Annotated in this window: 20 protein-coding genes; 9 read left to right on the top strand and 11 right to left on the bottom strand. The window is 66.7% G+C overall.

Going from position 1 to position 19,912, the window contains the following annotated elements:
- Positions 1–26 precede the first annotated feature (26 nt).
- On the bottom strand, positions 27–830 hold the full coding sequence (truA, locus tag NDI85_RS12270) for a tRNA pseudouridine(38-40) synthase TruA (protein WP_310915933.1): 804 nt from the start codon (positions 828–830) through the stop codon (positions 27–29).
- Between the two features lie 97 nt (positions 831–927).
- On the opposite strand from truA, the gene NDI85_RS12275 reads away from it, so the two are divergent.
- Entirely contained in the window at positions 928–1,434 is a 507-nt protein-coding gene (locus tag NDI85_RS12275) for a GNAT family N-acetyltransferase (protein WP_310915934.1), read from the top strand.
- Here NDI85_RS12275 and NDI85_RS12280 read toward each other — a convergent pair.
- The 6 genes from NDI85_RS12280 to NDI85_RS12305 all read right to left on the bottom strand — a co-directional run bounded on the left by NDI85_RS12280 (position 1,431) and on the right by NDI85_RS12305 (position 5,819).
- On the bottom strand, positions 1,431–1,805 hold the full coding sequence (locus NDI85_RS12280; RefSeq protein ID WP_310915936.1) for an SHOCT domain-containing protein: 375 nt from the start codon (positions 1,803–1,805) through the stop codon (positions 1,431–1,433). The genes NDI85_RS12275 and NDI85_RS12280 overlap by 4 nt on opposite strands.
- A 39-nt stretch (positions 1,806–1,844) precedes the next feature.
- Complete coding sequence (gene hisS / locus NDI85_RS12285) at positions 1,845–3,152, bottom strand: histidine--tRNA ligase (RefSeq protein WP_310915937.1); 1,308 nt, start codon at positions 3,150–3,152, stop codon at positions 1,845–1,847.
- Between the two features lie 84 nt (positions 3,153–3,236).
- The gene (locus NDI85_RS12290; RefSeq protein ID WP_310915938.1) at positions 3,237–3,836 is read right to left on the bottom strand and encodes an alpha hydrolase; all 600 of its coding nucleotides are present in this window, start codon (positions 3,834–3,836) and stop codon (positions 3,237–3,239) included.
- Positions 3,837–4,187, bottom strand: coding sequence for a DNA-binding protein (locus NDI85_RS12295; protein WP_166966562.1), 351 nt, complete (start codon positions 4,185–4,187; stop codon positions 3,837–3,839).
- A gap of 67 nt (positions 4,188–4,254) precedes the next feature.
- The gene (locus NDI85_RS12300; protein WP_188996054.1) at positions 4,255–4,716 is read right to left on the bottom strand and encodes a 30S ribosomal protein S19e; all 462 of its coding nucleotides are present in this window, start codon (positions 4,714–4,716) and stop codon (positions 4,255–4,257) included.
- A gap of 62 nt (positions 4,717–4,778) precedes the next feature.
- Positions 4,779–5,819 (bottom strand): lysylphosphatidylglycerol synthase transmembrane domain-containing protein, encoded by a 1,041-nt coding sequence (locus NDI85_RS12305; protein ID WP_188996052.1) that lies wholly within the window; start codon positions 5,817–5,819, stop codon positions 4,779–4,781.
- 97 nt (positions 5,820–5,916) lie between these two features.
- Here NDI85_RS12305 and thiL point away from each other — a divergent pair, with 97 nt between their 5' ends.
- Positions 5,917–6,783: a thiamine-phosphate kinase gene (gene thiL / locus NDI85_RS12310; RefSeq protein WP_310915939.1), complete on the top strand. Its 867-nt coding sequence runs from the start codon at positions 5,917–5,919 to the stop codon at positions 6,781–6,783.
- Here the strand turns inward: thiL and NDI85_RS12315 are convergent.
- The 3 genes from NDI85_RS12315 to NDI85_RS12325 all read right to left on the bottom strand — a co-directional run bounded on the left by NDI85_RS12315 (position 6,780) and on the right by NDI85_RS12325 (position 8,654).
- Positions 6,780–6,920 (bottom strand): hypothetical protein, encoded by a 141-nt coding sequence (locus tag NDI85_RS12315; RefSeq protein WP_166966569.1) that lies wholly within the window; start codon positions 6,918–6,920, stop codon positions 6,780–6,782. The genes thiL and NDI85_RS12315 overlap by 4 nt on opposite strands.
- Positions 6,921–7,123: 203 nt before the next feature.
- Positions 7,124–8,308, bottom strand: a complete 1,185-nt coding sequence (locus NDI85_RS12320) for a site-2 protease family protein (protein WP_188996048.1) — start codon at positions 8,306–8,308, stop codon at positions 7,124–7,126.
- A gap of 97 nt (positions 8,309–8,405) precedes the next feature.
- Entirely contained in the window at positions 8,406–8,654 is a 249-nt protein-coding gene (locus NDI85_RS12325) for a hypothetical protein (RefSeq protein WP_166966572.1), read from the bottom strand.
- A 338-nt stretch (positions 8,655–8,992) separates the two neighbouring features.
- Between NDI85_RS12325 and pyrH the strand changes: the two genes are divergently transcribed.
- From pyrH to argS, 5 genes are all read left to right on the top strand, one after another.
- Positions 8,993–9,691 carry a UMP kinase gene (gene pyrH, locus NDI85_RS12330; RefSeq protein WP_188996046.1) on the top strand — a complete coding sequence of 233 codons (699 nt, stop codon included), beginning with the start codon at positions 8,993–8,995 and terminating at the stop codon, positions 9,689–9,691.
- Positions 9,684–11,333: a lysine--tRNA ligase gene (lysS, locus tag NDI85_RS12335; RefSeq protein ID WP_310915940.1), complete on the top strand. Its 1,650-nt coding sequence runs from the start codon at positions 9,684–9,686 to the stop codon at positions 11,331–11,333. The genes pyrH and lysS overlap by 8 nt, the downstream gene beginning before the upstream one ends.
- A gap of 322 nt (positions 11,334–11,655) precedes the next feature.
- The gene (locus NDI85_RS12340) at positions 11,656–12,303 is read left to right on the top strand and encodes a methyltransferase domain-containing protein (RefSeq protein ID WP_310915941.1); all 648 of its coding nucleotides are present in this window, start codon (positions 11,656–11,658) and stop codon (positions 12,301–12,303) included.
- Positions 12,304–12,485: 182 nt separating this feature from the next.
- Positions 12,486–14,249 (top strand): site-2 protease family protein, encoded by a 1,764-nt coding sequence (locus tag NDI85_RS12345; protein ID WP_188996040.1) that lies wholly within the window; start codon positions 12,486–12,488, stop codon positions 14,247–14,249.
- A gap of 89 nt (positions 14,250–14,338) precedes the next feature.
- On the top strand, positions 14,339–16,075 hold the full coding sequence (gene argS / locus NDI85_RS12350; protein WP_310915942.1) for an arginine--tRNA ligase: 1,737 nt from the start codon (positions 14,339–14,341) through the stop codon (positions 16,073–16,075).
- A gap of 25 nt (positions 16,076–16,100) precedes the next feature.
- On the opposite strand, the gene NDI85_RS12355 is transcribed toward argS, so the two are convergent.
- Entirely contained in the window at positions 16,101–16,919 is an 819-nt protein-coding gene (locus tag NDI85_RS12355; protein WP_188996036.1) for an AAA family ATPase, read from the bottom strand.
- Positions 16,920–17,073: 154 nt separating this feature from the next.
- On the opposite strand from NDI85_RS12355, the gene prf1 reads away from it, so the two are divergent.
- Both prf1 and NDI85_RS12365 read left to right on the top strand, forming a co-directional pair.
- Positions 17,074–18,330, top strand: a complete 1,257-nt coding sequence (gene prf1, locus NDI85_RS12360) for a peptide chain release factor aRF-1 (RefSeq protein WP_310915943.1) — start codon at positions 17,074–17,076, stop codon at positions 18,328–18,330.
- Positions 18,331–18,503: 173 nt separating this feature from the next.
- Complete coding sequence (locus NDI85_RS12365) at positions 18,504–19,757, top strand: right-handed parallel beta-helix repeat-containing protein (RefSeq protein WP_310915944.1); 1,254 nt, start codon at positions 18,504–18,506, stop codon at positions 19,755–19,757.
- Positions 19,758–19,912: the final 155 nt, after the last annotated feature.

Consider the following 19,912-nt stretch of genomic DNA (forward strand, 5'->3'; position numbering starts at 1 on the left):
GAGGCGCCGAAGTAAGCCTTTCCGGGCTACGGCAGGCCGTCGAGGACGGTTCCGGCGATTCTCGCCGCGGTCTGGCGCTCGGCCCGCAGGTCGGCGAACACCTCGCGGGCGCTGGACCGCGCGTCGGGGTCGGGCGCGAACGAGACGGCCGGATACGTCACGTCGGTCAGGACGAGTGGATACGCCGGTGCCGGGGCGACGCCCCCGGGGCCGGAGAGCGGGTCGCTGCCGAGTACCCGGTCGACCTTCGATGGCGGCGATTCGCCGCGGGCGATTTCGGCGACGAGGCCGACGACCCGCCGGACCAACTGCCGGCAGAAGCCGCCCGCTCGGAGTTCGAAGACGAGGTAGTCGCCGTCACGGGCGAGGTCGCCGTCGAGAGTCCTGACGGTTCCCTCGTCGTCCGGCGTGAGGTTGTGGAAGTCGTGGTCGCCACGGAGCGCCGCGAACGCGTCCCGTGCCCGTCCCTCGTCGGCGTCGGGCGCGTAGAGATGGTAGGCGTAGGTCCGTTCGCTCGCGTCGTGAGTCGCGTGGAAGCCCTCGGGCACGTCGGCGCTGGCCCACGCGCGGACGCTCGCCGGCAGTTCGCTGTTGAACGCCGCCGGGGAGAGCCAGCCGGGGGCCTCGAAGGCGACGGTCTGTGCGACGGCGGAGACGCCGGCGTCGGTCCGGCCCGCCGCCGCGTACCCCTCTGGCGGCCCTGCGCTTCGTTCGCGGACGCCGAGTCGGTCCAGCGCGTCCAGCAGTTCGTCCTCGACGGTGGGGACGTCGGGTTGGCGCTGGAACCCGTTGTACGGCCGGCCGTCGTAGGCGACCCGATACGCGCGCATGGGTGGATTTCGTCGAGCAAGCACTTGTGCGGCCCGACTCCCGGTCGGCGGGAACGATAGACGGGTTTAGGACCGTCCACGCCGTAGGCCGATCATAATGGCTCCGTCCGCCGAAGAGATCCGTCAGTTCCCACGTCCGCCGGTCACGTTCACCGACCAGAACGGTCGGACGGTGGACATAGAGGCGTACGCTGACGGGCCGGACCCGCTGGTGGCGATGTACACACAGTTCGACGCAGATTCCCGCGCACAGGGAGTCCCGCCGCGAGGGGAGACACAGATACGCGACTGGGTCGAGACGCTGCTCGACGAAGGGCTGAACGTCGTCGTCTGGCACGGCGAGGACGCCGTCGGCCACGCCGTCCTCGTCCCGTCACGGGACTCCTCGGAACTGGCCATCTTCGTCCATCCGGAGTATCAGTCGGCGGGCATCGGCACCCGACTCATCGAGGTACTGCTCGGCTACGGACAGGAGAACGACTTAGACCACGTCTGGCTGGCCGTCTCACGGACCAACCACGTCGCGATGAAACTGTACGACAAGGTCGGGTTCGAGACCCGCCTGCGCGACCGGGCCGAACACGAGATGGAACGCCCGCTCTAGGTCAGTTCGGGTTCCGCCGCCCGGTCGTCGACCACTGTCGCCGCGAGGTCTTCCGTCTCCAGCAGGCGTTCGAGCCGTCGCTCGAACTCCTCGTCAGAAACTTCCCCGCGAGCGTAGCGGTCGCGGAGCCGTTCTATCGGCGATTCGGTTGGCTCAGGTTCGGACGAACGGGCCTGGCTGGTCGCGTCGCTCTCGACGAGCGGGAAGTCGGCGCCGAGGATACCGACGAGCGGCAACACGACGAGAAATCCGAGGATGGCCGTCGCTGCGGCCAACTTCGGGAGCCCGGCAATCGGGAACAGCGCCGTCAGCCCGAACGTCAGGACGGCGACGACGCCGGCGAACTTCTTCTTCGGGAGGGTCGGCGGCATACGGAGATACCGCACTCCGATCGACTAAAAACTAGGCCGTCACTCCGCGAAGTCCTGGAACGTCGGCCGGTCGTACTCGCCGGGGAACTCGTCGACGGGGACGGCTACCTGTTCGCCTTCGTCCATCTCTTTGAGCGTCACCTCGTCGTTTTCGAGGTCCTGCTCGCCGACGATGACTACCGTCTCGGCGTTGATGCCGTCGGCGTAGCCCATCTGTGCGCCGAACGAGCGGTCAGCGACGTCCGTCTCGACGACGTGACCGAGTTCCCGCAGGTCACGGGCGATGCGAGCGGCCGTCGCCCGCGTCTCACCCACTTGCAGGACGTAGTAGTCCGTCGACAGCCCTTCCTCGGGCCAGACCCCGGCCCGCTGACACAGCAGTTGTAGCGTCGCGTGACCCGGCGCGAACCCGACGGCTGGGGTCGGTTGGCCGCCGAACCCCTCGATGAGGTCGTCGTAGCGGCCGCCGCCGAACACCGACCGGGAGACTTCGCCGGTCGAGTCGAAACACTCGAAGACGACGCCCGTGTAGTAGTCCAGTCCGCGGGCGGTCGTCAGCGACAGCGTGAGGTGGTCTCGCACCCCGAAGTCCGCCGCGGCGTCGAGGACGGCCCGCAGGTTCTGGGTAGCCTCGGCGACGGCCTCGGAACCGGTGATGTCGGCCAGCGAGTCCAGTTCGTCCTCGCCGCTCTGAAGCATCTCGTCGAAGGAGTCGGCCTGTCCGTAGCTCAGGCCGGCCTCGACGAGCGCATCGAGGTACGCCTCGTGGTCGACTTTCGACCGCTTGTCGACGGCGCGGATGGCCTCGCGGGTGTCCACCTCGGCGTCGAAGGAGTCGAGCAGGCCGGCGAGGATGTCGCGGTGGGAGACGCGAATCTGGAAGTCCTCGCTGGTCAGACCGAGGTCGGTGAGCATGTCGACGGCGACGGCCAGCACCTCGGCGTCGGCGGCGGGGTCAGAGGAGCCGAAGATGTCGACGTTGGTCTGGTAGAACTCGCGGAAGCGGCCCTGCTGGACCTGTTCGTAGCGCCAGAACGGGCGTGTCGAGACCCACTTGACCGGTTTCGAGAGGGCCTGTTGCTTCTCGACGAACATCCGGGCGACGGTCGGGGTGAGTTCCGGCGTCAGCGCGACGCTGCGGCCGCCCTTGTCTTCGAAGCTGTACAGTTCCTCGACGATCTCCTCGCCGCTCTTGTCCGTGTACATCTCCGTCGGTTCGAGCGCGGGCGTCCCGATCTCCCGGAAGCCGTAGCGCGTTGCCACGTCCTCGATGGTGTCCATGGCCCACCGGCGCGCCGCCATCTCCTCGGGATAGAAGTCGCGAAAACCCTTGACGCGGTCGTACATACACCCGCGTACAGGCAGGGCGCGCTTGAACCTGTCCGTTCCGGACTGAGCGAACGAAGTGAGTGAAGCCAGCGCTCAGACCGCTCACCGCAACCCGACGACCCGCGACTGCGTGTGATCGGGAAACACGTCGTCGACGGCGGAGTCGCCGTACGACTCGGCCAACAGCGCCCGCAACTCCACCTCGTAGTCGGCTTTCGGTATCTGTGCGCTCGGTCCGGACTCCACATCGAGCGACTGGGCGGCCATCGCGTCGATGGCGCCGCGACCGACGCCGGCGAGCGGTGCGAGGTAGTCCACGTCGAACCGGTCCTCGACGCTCTGGGCCAGCGGTCGGTCGACGGTCGGCACCCGGTCGTCCCGGCGCGTGCCGTCTGCGACGGCGTCGAGCGAGTCGGTCCACGCCCCGTCGGCCACCCGTTCGACGGCGTGTTCGTGGACCTGCTGGATGCCGTTGCGCGGGTAGCCGTCCTCGTACATCCGGTCGACGGCGGCGTGGGCCACGTCGGGGTCCAGTTCGACCGTCTCGTGGGCGAACCCGACCGCCGCGGCCGACGCACGGGCCGGGTCCGGGTCGACGACGCCGAACGTCCCGCTGACCAGTGTCACGTCGTAAAACGGGTCGAGAAGCAACGCCGCTAGCGTCGAGTCCTTGCCGGCGCTGTACAGCAGTCCACAGTGCATCTACCGGCGCTTGATGTCGAAGCTCTTCGAGTCGGGCGTGAGTTCCGAGAGGAGTTCCTTCATCTGCTCTTCGTCAATCTGGTCCTGAATGCGACCGCTCCGGGCGAGCGCGACCACCTGCTGTTCGACCTGTTCGCCGACCTGTGGCTTCGACATCTTGACGGTGTTGAGCCGTTTTCGCGCACCGTCGGTGAGGTGCTGGCGCAACAGCGCCTTCTTCTGGGCTTCGGCCTGCTCTTGGGCGGCCTGCTGGGCCTCGGCGTCGCCTTCGCCCTGCTGTTGTTCTTTGAGCTGTTCCATCTTCTTCTTGCGGAGTTCCTCTAGCTCTTCCTCGCTGGGGTCACCACTCATGAGTACCAGAAACTACCGGCGACTGCCGGAAAACGATTTCGGACCGCCAAACAGGAGAGAGCGGCGTCTACGCGTAGCGTTCGAGTTCCGGACGGTCGAGGTCCTGGATGACCTCGCCGGCCGTGTCGTCCAGCAGCGCCTGCCCGTCACCGGTGACGCGGCGGCCGTCGTTCTCGCTGGTCTCGACGTAGCCGGCGTCTTCGAGTTGCTGGAGCGCGGTGCGGATGATGTTGCCCGAGCCCTTCGACTTCTGGTGGGGTCGAACGCGGTAGCGCGTGGTGCCCTGCTTCGAGGTGCCGTACTCAGAACGGAGGCTGTTGACGCCGACGGGGCCGTCGACGGCGACCTTCCGGAGGAGGCTGGCGGCGCGGCGTGCCCAGAAGTCCGCCTGTTCGGGCGGCAGTTCGCGGTCGACGCCGGTCTTGGCGACGGCCACCCACTCGGGGGCCTCGATGTCGTCCTCGTCTTCGAGCTTCTCGGTGAGGGCCTCGATGAGATCCTCGGCGGGCGCGTCGTAGAGTGTCGTCATTGGCACTTGCTTTCCGTCGGCGTCATTTAAGCGCATCGTTCGCGTCTCCGGGCGTGAACGGTTCACTCCCCGGCGCTGGCCGCCGCACGGTCCGCACCGAGGGCGCTCGCGACGCCAGCACCCACCAGCGTCGGGAGCAGGTACGTCGCGCTGCGGTGGATGAGGACTGCCGACGCGGCCGCCGGACCGGAGAGCGGCGGCACCGTCGAGACCAGCAGCGTCACCAGCACCGTCTCGATAGCACCGGACCCGCCGGGGAGCGGGACCATGCTCGCGATGCTCCCGACGGGCACGACGAGCAACACCGTCGCCACCGGGACGGCGTGGCCGACGGCGTACAGCGACGTCCACAGCGACGCGGCCAGACACGCCCACCCGAGCGCGGAGAAGCCGAGCGTCTGGAGCAGCGTCTCCCGGTCGGTGGCGATGCGGTCGATGGCCGCGAAGAAGCTCTCGATGCGCGTCTCGATGACCGCCGCCGTCGGCGGCGAGCGACGGGGCACCACCCGGCCGAACAGTTTGACGAGCGGCGTGAACAGGTTGACGACGGCGGCTTCGAGTTCGTAGCGGTAGCGCCACCCCATGTAGGCCGCGACGGGCAATCCGACGGCGAGGACGGCGACGGCGACGGCGGCGAACACGAGATTCCGACCGAGTCGCACGGCGCCGGCAGCGACGAAGGTGAACCCGACGATGGCGTACCCGACGGAGGGGACGAAGTGGACGGTGTCGACGCTGGCGATGGCGGCCAACCCCGTCTCGTACTCGCTGTCGGCCGCCGAGGAGATGAGCAGCGCCGAGAGCGGTTCGCCGCCGGCCTGTCCGAACGGCGTGACGTTGTTCGAGAAGACGGCCGCCGCGTAGACGAGTATGGCAGTGTGGGCGGGTACCTCGGACCCGAGCGCCCGGAGGACTGCCCAGAGCGCCAGTCCCCAGGACGTCAGCCAGACGGCGGCGATACCGACGACGACGGCCAGCGCCCCGGGGTCGGCCATGAGGAGCGCGGCCAGCGTCCGGTCGACGCCGACGACCCAGACGAGGACGCCGAGGACGAGCAGCGCCCCCGCAAACCCCGCAATCGTCGCCCACCGGTTGCCGTCCATAGGGGGTCCGTCGCACGTCTCGGCTTTCAACGTACCGACCGGGAGCGACGGTCCGACATCCCCGTGCGTTTTGCCCCCCGACCACGACACCCCACGTATGGACGAGCAGGCCGCTCTCGCGCTCATCGGCGACCGGCTTTCGGCCGCGGGCGACGACTGCGCCGTCGTCGACGGACAGGTCGTCACCACCGATATGCTCCACGAACGGACGGACTTCCCCGGAGGGACGACCCGCTACACCGCCGGGTGGCGGGCCGTCGGCGCGTCGCTGTCGGACGTCGCATCGATGGGTGCCGAGGCGACGGCGGCGGTGGCCGTCTACGCGGCGCCCGAGTTCGACGCTGACGAACTGACGGCGTTCGTCGACGGGGCCGCGGACGTCTGCGAGGCGGTCGGTGCCGAGTACGTCGGCGGCGACCTAGACGGCCACGACGAGTTCACCGTGGCGACGACGGCGCTCGGCGACACCGACGACCCGGTCTTCCGGTCGGGCGCGTCCCCGGGCGACGCCCTGTGTGTCACCGGGACGCTGGGTCGGTCGGGCGCCGCCGTGTGGCTGTTCGAACGTGGCGAAGTCGAGCGGGCCAACGACCTGTTCCGATTCGAACCCCGCGTGCGTGCGGGCGTCGCGCTCCGGCAGTACGCGACGGCGATGATGGATTCGAGCGACGGTCTGGCGCGGTCGGTCCACCAGCTCTGTGCGGCGAGCGACTGCGGGGCGGACCTCTCGGGACCGCTCCCGATAGACGACGCGGTCGACGCGGTGGCCGACGACGCCGAAGAACGCCGCGAACTGGGCGTGTTCTTCGGCGAGGACTTCGAACTGGTGTGTACGGTGCCAGAGGCCGACCTCGCGGTCGCGCGCGAGGCCGTGCCCTGTCCGCTACACCGTATCGGCACCGTCACCGACGGGGCCGTGACGCTTGACGGCACCTCGCTACCGGACCGGGGCTACTCGCACTAGCGGTCGGCAGCCAGCGCCGTCGCGACCTGTTCGACGGCTCTGGCGGCGGCGGTCGCACGCTCTTCGTGGGTTAGTTCGGCCGCCTCGCTGTCGGTACTCGGATCGTCAGCGGGGGTGCCACAGCGGTGAGAGCTCATACGCCAGTCCCGGCTACGGGCTGGGACTCCGTATAAACCGCCGACCGTTGTGTCCGCTTAGCATACCGTTATGTCCTTCAGGTCGCTGTCTCCGGCCCACGGCGTCGTCGCTCGACGTCGAGACAGCATCAGAGACCACCAGATCGTTTAAATCGAGCGCTGAGGGAGTTCAGGCGATAGAAACGGAGGGCATTCCCGACGGCTCACGCGGCCACGATTTCGAACGGGACGGGCGTGAAACAGGCCACGCCGAGTGCGAACGTCGCGATACCGAGGAGGATGCGCCGCCGGTCGAGCGGTTCGTCGACCGTCGGCCGCGCCGGGCCGGCGTACGCCAGTCCGGTGGCGAACAGTCCCCAGAACGCCCACAGCGACCAGACTCCGAACCCGATTGGCGGGGCGTCTCGCGTGAGATAGAGGAAGCCAGCCAGCGCGAACAGGGCGCCCGGCACCGCCGCGGCGATGGTCTCCTGTCGCTGCCCGACGATGGCGCGGACGATGTGTCCCCCATCGAGTTGGCCCACGGGCAGGAGGTTCAGGAAGGTGAAGAACATCCCGGCCCACCCGGCGAAGACGACCGGGTGAACCGACTCGTTGGGACCGTACTCGACGCCCCAGCCCATGACGTCGACGAACCCCTGTAAGCCTTGCATGAGCAGGGGGTCGTGAAAGCGGAACGCGTACTGCGCGCCGCCGTCTAAGACGCTCTGTGGAACGGTGATAGGCTCTAACGTGAGCCCGACGACGGTGACGACCACCGTCGCGACCAACCCCGCCAGCGGCCCGGCGACGCCGATGTCGAACAGCGCCCGCCGGTCGGGAATCTGCCCGCGGATGTTGATGACCGCGCCCAGCGTCCCGAGCAAGGACGGGAACGGGATGAAGTACGGGAGCGTCACGTCCACACCGTAGTAGCGGGCGGCGGCGTAGTGGCCGAGTTCGTGGATACCCAGCACGCCGAGCATCGCGGCGACGAACGGCCACGCCTCGAAGATGCGGAGTGGCTGTTCGAGGACGGGGATGTAGTACCAACTGCTCGCGCCGACGTACAGCGACGAGGCGATGGTCACGAGCAATAGCCCGACGTTGAGCCACGGGACGCCGTCGGGGCCCGTGGTGGTCGGTTCCGCGACCAGCGCGTAGGGCTGTGGCGGTGCGGAGACGAGGTCGTGCCCGCCGTCGGTCGTGCCCGTCGCGGACTGTCGTTCGAGTCGGAGGTCGAACCCCCGCCGGGAGAAGAGTGGCCCGAGTTCGTCGACGACGGCGTCGGGCGGGACCAGTGGGTCACCGAAGTATCGGACCGTCTCACCGTCCTGACGGACGGCAGCGACGTGGAACGCACCCGACAAGTCGGCGGGCGACGGGGGTTCGTCGGCAGGGCGACTCATCACATCGCAATACAGCGTGCGGGCACAAATATGCCGTGCCCGCGGATGGAGAACAGGGGGACCGTAGCTGGGGTCGGGCAGACACCAGACAGCGACGTTACGCGGGTTCGACGCGCCAGGTGGTCGCGCTCGTGTACGACCACTTCTCGACCTCGATCTCCGTGGCGCTGTCCTTGAGTTTCACCATCAGCGCACCGATCTCTTTCGGGGAGAGATCGACTTCGTCCGCGATGAACTTGCTCTTGAAGTACATCTCGCCGTCGGCGGCCTTCTCTGCGAGGAAGGACTTGAGACGCTGTTCTTTGGAGGGCTCTTCCTCACCGGAGGGCGTTGCAGTAGCGCTCATCTGTGTCACCTCGACTACGCCTTGTATCGGAGGGAGTATATAAAGAAAGGAAGCTTCGCGTCGCTTCGGGGCCTTTCAGCTCAAATCGGTGTGAAATACACATTTTACGACGGTTTCAAAAACTCTTAGACGTTTTATTATCGCCTCTCGATCCGTAAACGCGACAGTGTAGACGGGCACAGCGAGCGGTTCGAACCCCCCCATTATCAGCGGATTTGGGGCCATTTGACGGCGTATTTTGCTCATATTATGTCTGACAGGCGTCTGCCATCCGGCGGTGTACATCGGATGAGCGGGCTTGATAACCCTTAAGAACGCATCGCGGCTACGGCGAGGCAATGAAGACAGTCGTCTCTATCGGTGGAAGCGTCCTCGTCCCGGACCTCGATGCAGACCGGGTCGCCGCGTACGCCGACGTCGTCGAGTCGCTGGCCGCCGCGGACCAGACGCTCGGCGTCGTCGTCGGCGGCGGCCCCGTCGCTCGCCAGTACATCGGGGCCGCCCGCTCGCTGGGCGCGAACGAGGGCGAACTAGACCAACTCGGTATCGACACGACGCGGCTGAACGCTCGACTCCTCCTCTCGGCGCTCGACGGCGACATCGCCGCGCCGACGATTCCGACCGACTACGAGGAAGCAGCGACGACGCTCCACCGCGATGCCGTCGCCGTCATGGGTGGCGTCGTCCCCGGCCAGACCACCGACGCCGTGGCCGCGGCGCTTGCTGAGTACGTCGACGCCGACCGCCTCGTCTTCGCCACGTCGGTCCCCGGCGTGTTCGACGCCGACCCCAACGAGGACCCCGACGCCGAGCGCTACGACGAGATTCGAGCCTCCGACCTCGTCGAACTGGTCGCCCGCGGGGAGTCGCTCGGGGCTGCCGGGTCGAACGCCCCAATCGACCTGCTGGCGACGAAAGTGCTCAAACGCTCGTCGATAACCGCCGCGGTGGTCGACGGCAGCGACCCCACCGCAGTCGAACGGGCCGTACTGGACGACGACTACGACGGCACCACTATCCTCCCGGACGATGACTGAGACGGTACTCGACCCCTACGAGGTCGGACGGAGTTCCGAACGGGCCTTCTGGGCCGACTCGGTCGCCGACGCCGTCGAGGCCCGCGACCCGGAGGACCCCATCGTCATCAAGGGGGGCGTCTCGCCCTCGGGCGTGCCACACATCGGGCACTTCAACGAGATAATGCGGGGTTACTTCGTCGCCGAGGCCCTACGTGACCGGGGTCACGAGGTCCGACAGGTGTTCACCGCCGACGACAAGGACCGACTCCGGAAAGTCCCCCGGAAACTCGCGGACTTAGACTGGAACGTCGTCGGTCTCGGCGAGGTCGACGCGGGTGCGCTCGGCCGGAACCTCGGGAAACCGTACACGGACATCCCGGACCCGTTCGGGTGCTGTGACTCCTACGGCGCGCACTTTACGAACCTGCTGAAAAAGAGCGCCGAACTCGTCGGCGTCGACGTCGAGTTCGTCTCGAACACCGAACTGTACGCAGACGGCGAGTTCGAAGCGGTCACCCGACGCGTCCTCGAACGCGCGGACCGCGCCCGCGAGGTGCTCTCGGAGTACCAGAACAAGGTCGACGAGGACTACGTCCCGTTCGTCCCGCAGTGTGAAGCGTGCGGGAAACTCACCGAGGGCGTCACCGAGGTCGACCTCGATGCCGGCGAGGTCCACTACGTCTGTGCGGACGTCGAGGCCGGCGACCAGACTATCGAGGGCTGTGGTCACGAGGGCGTCGCCGGCCTGCGTGACGGCAAACTCCCGTGGCGCTTCGAGTGGCCCGCCCAGTGGGAGATTCTGGGCGTCGACTTCGAACCGTTCGGGAAGGACCACGCCGAGGGGTCGTGGCCCTCCGGCGAGGACATCGCCCGGAACGTACTGGACGTCGACCCCCCCGTTCCGATGGTGTACGAGTGGTTTACGCTGGAGGGCGAACCGCTCTCTTCCTCCTCGGGAAACGTCGTCACCGTCGACGAGGTGCTGGAGATTCTGGAGCCCGAGGTGTTCAAGTACTTCTTCACGAAGAACCCACGGAAACAGCGGGACTTCTCGGTCGCGAACGTGGATCGGCTGGTCGACGACTTCGACCGCTTCGAGACCGTCTACTTCGGCGAAGTCGACCCGCGTGACGAGACGGAGAAAGCGCTCGCTGAGCGTGCCTACCCGATGGTCGTCGACGAGCCCCGCGAGGACCGGGTCCGCATCCCCTACACCTTCGCCGCGGTGCTGGGGATGACCGACGACCCCGGACTCCGCGAGGACATCGCCCGCAAGGAGGGGCACATCCCCGACGACGCCCCCGAGTGGGCCGTCGACGGCGCGCTGGCCCGCGTCGAACGCGCCCGCAACTGGGCCCGGCGGACGAGCAACGAGTTCGACTACGAACTCAAGCGGGCCGAACTGCCCGACGCCGAGTTCGACGACGCCACCGCGGCCGCGCTCGACGACCTCGCGGACTTCGTCGCGGAAGGCCACGACGGCGAGGCGATTCAGGGCGAGATATACGAGACGGCCAAGCGCCACGACGTCGACGTCGGCGAGTTCTTCGCGGCGGGCTACCGCCTGCTGTTCGACGACACCGAAGGCCCGCAACTCGGACCGTTCATCGCGAAACTCGACCGGGACTTCGTCGTAAAGCGGTTGCGACGCGAGGCGTGACTTCCTCCCCAGCCACCTCGCTCACCGCCTGCTCGGTTCGCTCCCCGAGGTATTGACAACTGAGCGGCGACATTCTCGACGGCTTGCTGCATGGAGCGACCATCGATATATCGAGAGGGACAGTTTCCCGAGGACGATGAACGCGACAAGCAGGCAGGGTCGGCAAAACCCGCTCCGAAAAACTCGACAACTGATAAAGAGACGCTTACGGTTACGGACGACCGCCGAGTGACGACCTTTCCCCACCGCCGTCTGTTGAATCGAGGCGGACGACATCGGGTAAGCGACGTATAGTGATATACGTCGATTCGAACGTCATAGCGTGCGCTCGTTCATCACCACACTCGGCAAATGGACGCTTGCCAAGGCTGACAAACTCGGCATTGCCACGCCCGACGTTATCTACGGCTTTGGCGACCGCTGGCTTCGCTTGGTCTCCAACACGCCGACCGAGGAAGCCCACGCTGTCGCCGACGTCCTGTACGAGGCATACGAGCCTGACTCCGTGATAGACCTCGGGTGTGGACTCGGCCGGTACCTGACTGGGTTTCAGGCCCATGGCGCCACAGTCCACGGCGTCGAAGGCTGTTCACAAGCCCGAGACCACGCCGAGATACCGGCCGACGCGCTCACCATCCACGACCTCCGCGAGCCGCTGGAGTTCGAGGACCGGTACGATCTGGCGCTGTGTATCGAGACCGCCGAACACATCCCGTCGCGCTTCGCCGACACCCTCGTCGAGACCGTCACGGCAGCGGCGCCGCGCGTGGTCTTCACTGCCGCCCCACCCGGACACCGCGGGACCCACCACGTAAACGAAGCGCCACGAGAGTACTGGATCGAGAAGTTCCAGTCGAACGGGTTCTCGTACGCCGCTGCGGAGACGGACCGGCTTCAGGAATCGATTCGCTCCGAAATAGACGCCGCAGAGTGGGTCGCCGACCGACCCTTTATTTTCGTTCAGCGATAGCACGACGCTCACAGTCGTGTTGTGTACGTTCTCTGTCCGAGCATCCGGCGCGAGCGAAGCGAGTGAGCGCGTTTTTCATAGCCGTTTTCGGGGTCAGGCGGTCGCCGCAGGCGAGCGCGATGTCCCGAGTGAAAGCGGCCGAACCCGAACCCTCTTGCTTTGCTGGCCCCACGTTCCGGTACATGGTGAGTACGCTCACGTGGGTCCTCGTCGGCGTCGTCGCCTACACGCTGGTTGCGATGGCACTGAAGGCCCGCGGTGTGGTTCCCGATTTCATCCGCTTTAGCGGTCCGATAACGACGATTCACACACAGAGTGGGAAGATCCTCTTAGAGCGACTGGCCAGACCCAAACGGTTCTGGCGGGCCTGGACCAACCTCGGGTTCGGCGTCGCGCTGGTCGTGATGGTCGGGTCGTTCCTGCTGGTCGTCCTCGGTGCGTATCAAGCCGTGGTCAACCCACAGCCCTCACAACTCACCGAACCCCGAAACGTCCTCGTCATCCCGGGCGTCAACGACTTTCTCCCCCTGTCGGTCGCCCCGGAGATACTCGCTGGCTTCGTCATCACGCTGGTCGTCCACGAGGGCGGCCACGGCCTGCTGTGTCGGGTCGGCGACATCGACATCGAGTCGATGGGCATCGCGACGATCGCGCTCGTCCCGCTAGGTGCGTTCGTCGAACCTGACGAAGAGGACGTCCAGACGGCTGACCGCGGGGCGCAGGCGCGGATGTACGTCGCCGGCGTGACGAACAACTTCGCCGTGGCCCTCCTCTGTCTGGCGCTGTTGTTCGGTCCCGTCGTCGGCGCAATCTCCGTCGTCGGTGGCGTCCCCATCGGCGGGACGCTCCCTCAGTCGCCGGCCGACGAGGCCGGCATCGACAGCGGTGCCGTCATCACGACCGTCGACGGCCAACCGGTCGCGAACAGCAGCGACCTGGATCGGCGGCTCGAAGACGCCGGCGGAACGGTCGACGTCGGACTGCGAAACGGCGAGACCAGAACAGTCACCCGGTCGGTGGTGGTAAACAGCGCCGTCGAAGGGAGCCCCCTCGGCATCAACCAGACGATAGTCGCGGTCAACGGCACGGAAGTCAGGACGACGACGCAGTTCCGGGCGGCGACCGAGAACCGGAGCGTCGCGACGTTCACGCTCGACGACGGCGAGACGGTCACGACGCCGGTCGGCGGGTACGCGGTCGTCTCTGACGACGGGCCGCTCGCCGCCGAGGGCGCACCGACCGACCAGCCGCTCTACATCACCAGCGTCGACGGCCAGCGGACGCCCAACGCCAGCGCCGTCTTCCGCTCGCTCTCGGGGTCCGAACCCGGCGAGCAGGTTCGCATCACCGGCTACGCAGGCGGCGAACGGCAGGTCTACGAGATCACGCTGACGGAGCGCAGCGACTTAGACCCCGGCATCGGCGTCCAGTACGTCGCCCGGGGGACGAGCGGCTTTACCAGCAACGACTTCGGAATTCAGGCCTACCCCGCGAACACCTTCCTCGCACTCATCGGTGGGAACCCGGCCGAAGAGACCCGGTTCGACTCGCTCTCGTTCCCCCAACTCGTCGGCGCGTCCATCGCCCTGCCCTTTGCGACCGCCGCACTGGGCTTCCAGTACAACTTCGCGGGCTTTACCGGTATCGCGACGAACTTCTTTACCGTCTCCGGCCCGCTGAGCGTTCTGGGCACCGAGGGCGTGTTCCTGCTTGCGAACCTCCTGTTCTGGACAGGGTGGATAAACCTCGTCGCCGGCCAGTTCAACCTCGTCCCCACGTATCCGCTCGACGGCGGGCACATCCTGCGCGTCTGCTCGGAGTCGGTCGTCTCCCGCCTTCCGATTTCGAACCGGCGGCGGATCGTGACGACGACCACGCTGGGCATCTCGCTCGCGATGATCGGCAGCCTCGTGTTCATCATCGCCGCACCGCAGTTACTGGGCTGACGCGGGCGCCCACGGCGTCCGCTGTCGGCCGCTGAACCGCACCGCCTCCGCTTCGTTAAGGCTAAATCGGCCCCTCCGATACACCCGATATGTTTCTACAGATGCGTGCGGAGGTCGAGGACGCCCTCGAAACCGCACTGGAGACGCTCGACCTCCCGACGGCGGACCTCGGTGTCGAGGAGCCCCCGGAAGACGTCGACGCCGTCCTCGCTTCGAGCGCGGCGTTCCGCCTCGCCGGTGAGATCGGTGCGCCGCCGCCGAAAGTCGCGGCCGACGTCGCCGACGCCATCGACGTCGGCTCGCTGACGTACGTCAGCGCGGTCACGACACAGGGGCCGTACGTTAACTTCCTCCCGAGCGACGCCTACTTCGCGGAGACCCTCGATGCGGCGACGGACGACGACTTCGGTCGCCTCCCGAACCGCGAGACGAGCGTCGTCGTCGAACACACCTCCGCGAACCCGACCGGCCCCGTCCACGTCGGCCGGGCCCGGAACCCCATCATCGGCGACGCCGTCGCCCGTGTGCTGGACTACGCCGGCTACGACGTCGACCGCCATTACTACGTCAACGACGCCGGCCGACAGATAGCGGTGTTCACGTGGGCCTACGAGACGTTCGACGAGTCCGATCTCCCCGAACCCGAGCGTGACTCCCCCGAGTACGAGATGGTCCGCTACTACCGGAAGGGCAACTCGTTCCTCGAAGACGGCGATCCGGACGAGGTAGAGACGGCCGAGGCCGAGATACAGGCCATCCTGCAGGGTCTCGAGGCGGGCGACGAGACGACGTACGAGCGCGTCGCCGAAGTCGTCGACACCGTGCTGGGCGGGATGCAGACGACGCTCGGCCGCCTCCCCGCCGAGTTCGACGAGTTCGTCAAAGAGACGCGGTTCATGCGCGACGGCAGCACCGACGAGTTGGTCGACCGCCTGAAAGAACTCGACTGCGCCGTCTACGAGGAGGACGCGTGGCAACTCGACCTCCCCGACTTCGAGAAGAACCTCGTCTTTCTCCGCTCTGACGACACGTCTCTGTACACCACCCGTGACCTCGCCCATCACGAGTGGAAGTTCGACAACTACGACCGCGCCGTCACGGTGCTGGGCGAGGACCACAAACTGCAGGCCGACCAGCTTTCGGCTGCCCTCGAACTGCTGGGCAACGACACCGACCAGCTCCGGCAGGTGTTCTACTCGTGGGTCAACCTCCCCGAAGGCGGGATGAGTACCCGGGAGGGAACCGGCATCGATTTAGACGACCTGCTCGACGAGGCCATCGCCCGGGCCCGCGAGGAGGTCGAATCGCGGCTCGACGACCGGAGTCGTGGCGAACTGGACGAGGACGATATCGAACGCATCGCCCATCAGGTCGGCATCGGCGCGGTCCGCTATGACATCGTCTCGAAACAGCCGACGAAGGGTATCACCTTCGAGTGGGACCGCGCGCTGGACTTCGAGGCCCAGTCCGCCCCCTACGTCCAGTACATCCACGCCCGCTGCTGTGGGATTCTAGACGAGACCGGCGCCGACGAACGGACGGCCTCGTTCGACCACCTCGACGAACCGGAAGAACGAGCCCTCCTGCGGGTCATCGCTCGGTTCCCGGCGGTCATCGACGAAGCCGCCGAGGACCTCCAACCCCACACCGTCGCCACGTACACCCGTGACCTCGCCGAGACGTTCAACGCGTTCTACCGGGAGTGTCCGGTACTCGACGCCGACGAGGAGACCCGCGCAGCACGGCTTGCGCTCGTCGCCAGCACGCGCCACACGGTCGCGAACGCCCTCGATGCCGTCGGTGTCGCGGCACCGACCTCGATGTGAGCGGGGTCGAAACCGATCAGAAACCCTAGTTGAACAGGCCGAAGACGCCGCCGGACTCCTCTTCGTCCGCGTCCGCATCTGTGACCTCCTCCTCGTCGACGAACCAACTGTCGTCGACGATGGTGTCGACGTCCTCCTCGACGGTCGCACCCTCGAAAAAGAGGCCTTCGAGCGCGTCGGTCAGGCGGAGGTAGGCGTCGGCGGCGGGGCTCTCTGGCCGGTTGAGCACCAGCGGTTCGTCCGTCGTCGCCTGCGGGTCGTCGGGGACGACGGCGAGCAGCGGGAACGCAAACCGGTCGGCGATATCGGCGACGTCGGTGTGGCGGGTGACGCGGTTGATGATGGCGCCGATGACCTCGCCGTCGATACGCTCGGCCAGTTCCGCAGTCTTGACCGTATCACCGACGGCGACGTCGTCCGGCGTGGTCACGAGGACGATGCCGTCGGCTAGCCCCAGCGGGACCGCCACCTCGTGGCTCAGGCCCGCACCGGTGTCGATGAGGACCACATCGTAGGCGTTGCGCAACGTCTTGATGACCTTCCGGAGCTTCGCCGGGTCCGCATCGGCGAAGGCCTCTAAGGACTGCTCGCCGGGGATGACCGTCAGGCCGCCCGCGGCGTCGGTGAGCGCCTCGCTGACCGCGGCGTTGCCCGCCAGAATCTCGTGGAGGCTCTTTTCGGGTTCGACAGACAGCATCGCACCGAGGTTAGCCATCCCGAGGTCAGCGTCGACGACGGCCACGTCGTACCCGAGTTCCTGTAAGCCAGCGCCGACGTTGACCGCGGTCGTCGTCTTCCCGACCCCGCCTTTCCCGCCCGCAATCGTACACACGTACCCCGCCATAATCTGGTTGTGTGTCCTCTGTACGGGGAGTTATATAAACCCGGCTGTCCCTGTCTCCGTGTGTCATGGGTGAGTCGGGCAGAGTGGCGAGGCTCCGTCGACCGTAGCTCTCGCTGTCAACAGGTTCTTACGCAACGTCGGCGAAAACAGTGTAATGAGCGAGCAGCAGGAAGGACAGGAGCAGTCGGACAAACAGAAGTACGAGTTCCGGAAGGTAATCGAGGAGCTCAAGGGGTATCAGGGGTCAGGAACACAGCTCGTCTCTATCTACGTTCCCGAGGACAAGCTGCTGAGCGACGTCGTCGCCCACGTCACCCAAGAGCACTCCGAGGCCTCGAACATCAAGTCGAAGGACACCCGCACCGCGGTGCAGGACGCCTTGACCTCTATCAAGGACCGCCTGCGCTACTACGACACGGCGCCGGAGAACGGGATGGTGCTGTTCTCCGGTGCCATCGATACCGGGGGCGGCCGCACCGACATGGTGACGAAGGTGCTAGAGAGTCCGCCGGACCCCATCCAGTCGTTCCGCTATCACTGTGACTCGAACTTCCTCACCGGGCCGCTGGAGGATATGCTGGCCGACAAGGGCCTGTTCGGCCTCGTTGTGCTGGACCGGCGCGAGGCCAACGTCGGGTGGCTGAAGGGCAAACGGGTCGAACCCGTCAAGTCCGCCTCGTCGCTGGTGCCGGGCAAGCAGCGAAAAGGTGGCCAGTCGGCCCAGCGATTCGCCCGCCTCCGCCTCGAAGCCATCGACAACTTCTATCAGGAGGTGGCGGGGATGGCCAACGAACTGTTCGTCCCCGACCGTCACGAGATGGACGGCGTCCTCGTCGGCGGCCCCTCGCCGACGAAAGACGAGTTCCTCGACGGTGACTACCTCCACCACGAACTCCAGGACATGGTGCTGGGGAAGTTCGACGTGGCCTACACCGACGAGTCCGGCCTCTACGACCTCGTCGACGCCGCCGACGAGGTGCTGGCCCAACACGAGATGCTGGAGGACAAGCAGGTCATGGAGGAGTTCTTCAAGCAACTCCACGACGGCGATAAGGCCACCTACGGGTTCGATCAGACCCGGCAGAACCTCAACATGGGCGCCGTCGAGACGCTCCTCATCTCCGAGGACCTCCGGAAGGACGTCGTCGCCTACACCTGCGAGAACGGCCACGACGAGTACGACCTCATAGACAGCAGCAAGGCCACGTCCGACCACGAGTGTACGCGATGTTCGGCCACTGTCGACGCCGAAGCGGGCGAGCGCGAAGACGCCATCGACCACCTGATGGAACTGGCCGAACAGCGCGGGACCGAGACGATGTTCATCTCGACCGACTTCGAGAAGGGCGAACAGCTCCTGACCGCCTTCGGCGGCGTCGCGGGCCTCTTGCGATACTCGACGGGCGTGTAAGCCCCGATAGCCGCCAGTCCTGTCTGCTCTTGCCGTCGTCGACCCGTGTTCTGGCCGACTAAGCACCGATTACCGGCCGGACTGTCACGAGTAGGGACCACCGCTCGGTCCCAAGACCCGCCTATTCGGAGTGGTGTCTCGATAACAATACGGTCGCTGGCTAACCGGGCGGTATGTCAACGACAGCCGCAGGGTCACACACTGCCGTGCTGGTCGGACTGGGACTGTGCGTCGGCCTCGTGCTGGCTGGCACGACGCTCGCCCAGTCGTCGCCCGGCGGTGGCACGCCGATTTCGTCGTGTACAGTCCTCGACGACCCCGGTCGGTACGAACTCACGAGGGACCTCGCAGCCGAAACGGGCGTGTGCCTGTACGTCCGGTCGGGCGACGTGACTATCGACGGGAACGGCCACGCCGTCACGGGAAGTGGAGCGCCCGACAGCACCGGCGTCCTCGTGTTCAACGGGACGGTCGATCAGCGACGCCGGGGTCCCGAACTGTCCAACGTCACCGTCCGAGACCTGCGCGTCCGTGGCTGGCAGACCGGCGTCGGCCTCGGCGTCTTCGCCCGCGACGGTCCACGGGCGACGCTGGAGAACGTCACCGCGGCCGACAACCGCGTTGGAGTGCGTCTGCTGGACGCCGACCGGTCGACGCTCCGTAACGTTACTGCAAGCGGTGGGTCCGACGGCGTCCTGCTCTGGGAGACGGCCGACGTCCGCGCCACGGACCTCGTCGTCGCCGGGAACGACGACACCGGCCTGTATCTCGCACAGGAGGTGACGAACGGCACGTTCCGCCGCGTCACCGCGGTCGACAACGACGACGAGGGCGTCTCCTTCTCGACGTCCGTCGCCCGGAACCGACTGACCGACGCGCGCGTGACCGCCAACGGCGGCCCCGGAATCGAGTTCGCCGACAGTTACCGGAACGTCGTCGAGAACGCGACAGTGGTCGGTAACCTCGGTCCCGGCGTACTGAGCAACCCCGCGAGCGAGGACACGCTCCGGGACGTGACGATTCGGGACAACGCCGGCAGCGCCTACCTGAGCGAGAGTTCGTTCGGCGGTGTCGCCGCCGAGAACGCCCGTCTCAGCGCCCGAACGACGGTGGACTGGACGAGCGGCGTCGAACGGATAGCCGTGGCGTCGTCGCCACCCGCCCCGCCCGTGAACGCGACGGTGGTCAGCGACAGCGTCCGTATCGAGACGTACGAGGGACACAACGCCACGGCCGACGTCCGTCTCGGCTACGACCGACAGGCAGTGAGCGAGACGGACGGGCGCGTCGCACTCTGGCAGTGGACGGGTGGAAACTGGACCCGGCTATCGAACGTGACCGTCGACGAGCGTACCGGTACCGTCTCGGGGTCGGTCAGTGGCGACGGCATCGTCGCCGTCCTGTCCAGTAGTGCCGACACGAACTGAGACGCGACGGCCACGGCGCTGGTCGGTGGGTCAGAGTGGGGAACGAGGTGGACGGGGTGGCGTAGTGGGGGCCATCCGTCCGGAAACGGATACACACGCTCGGATACTGCGTTCGAAACCAACCGCGGTCGCTACTAACTCGTTGTCCCTTACTA

This window comes from Haloarcula sp. S1AR25-4, assembly GCF_031624555.1.
In the GTDB taxonomy this organism is placed as follows: Archaea; Halobacteriota; Halobacteria; order Halobacteriales; family Haloarculaceae; genus Haloarcula; species Haloarcula pellucida.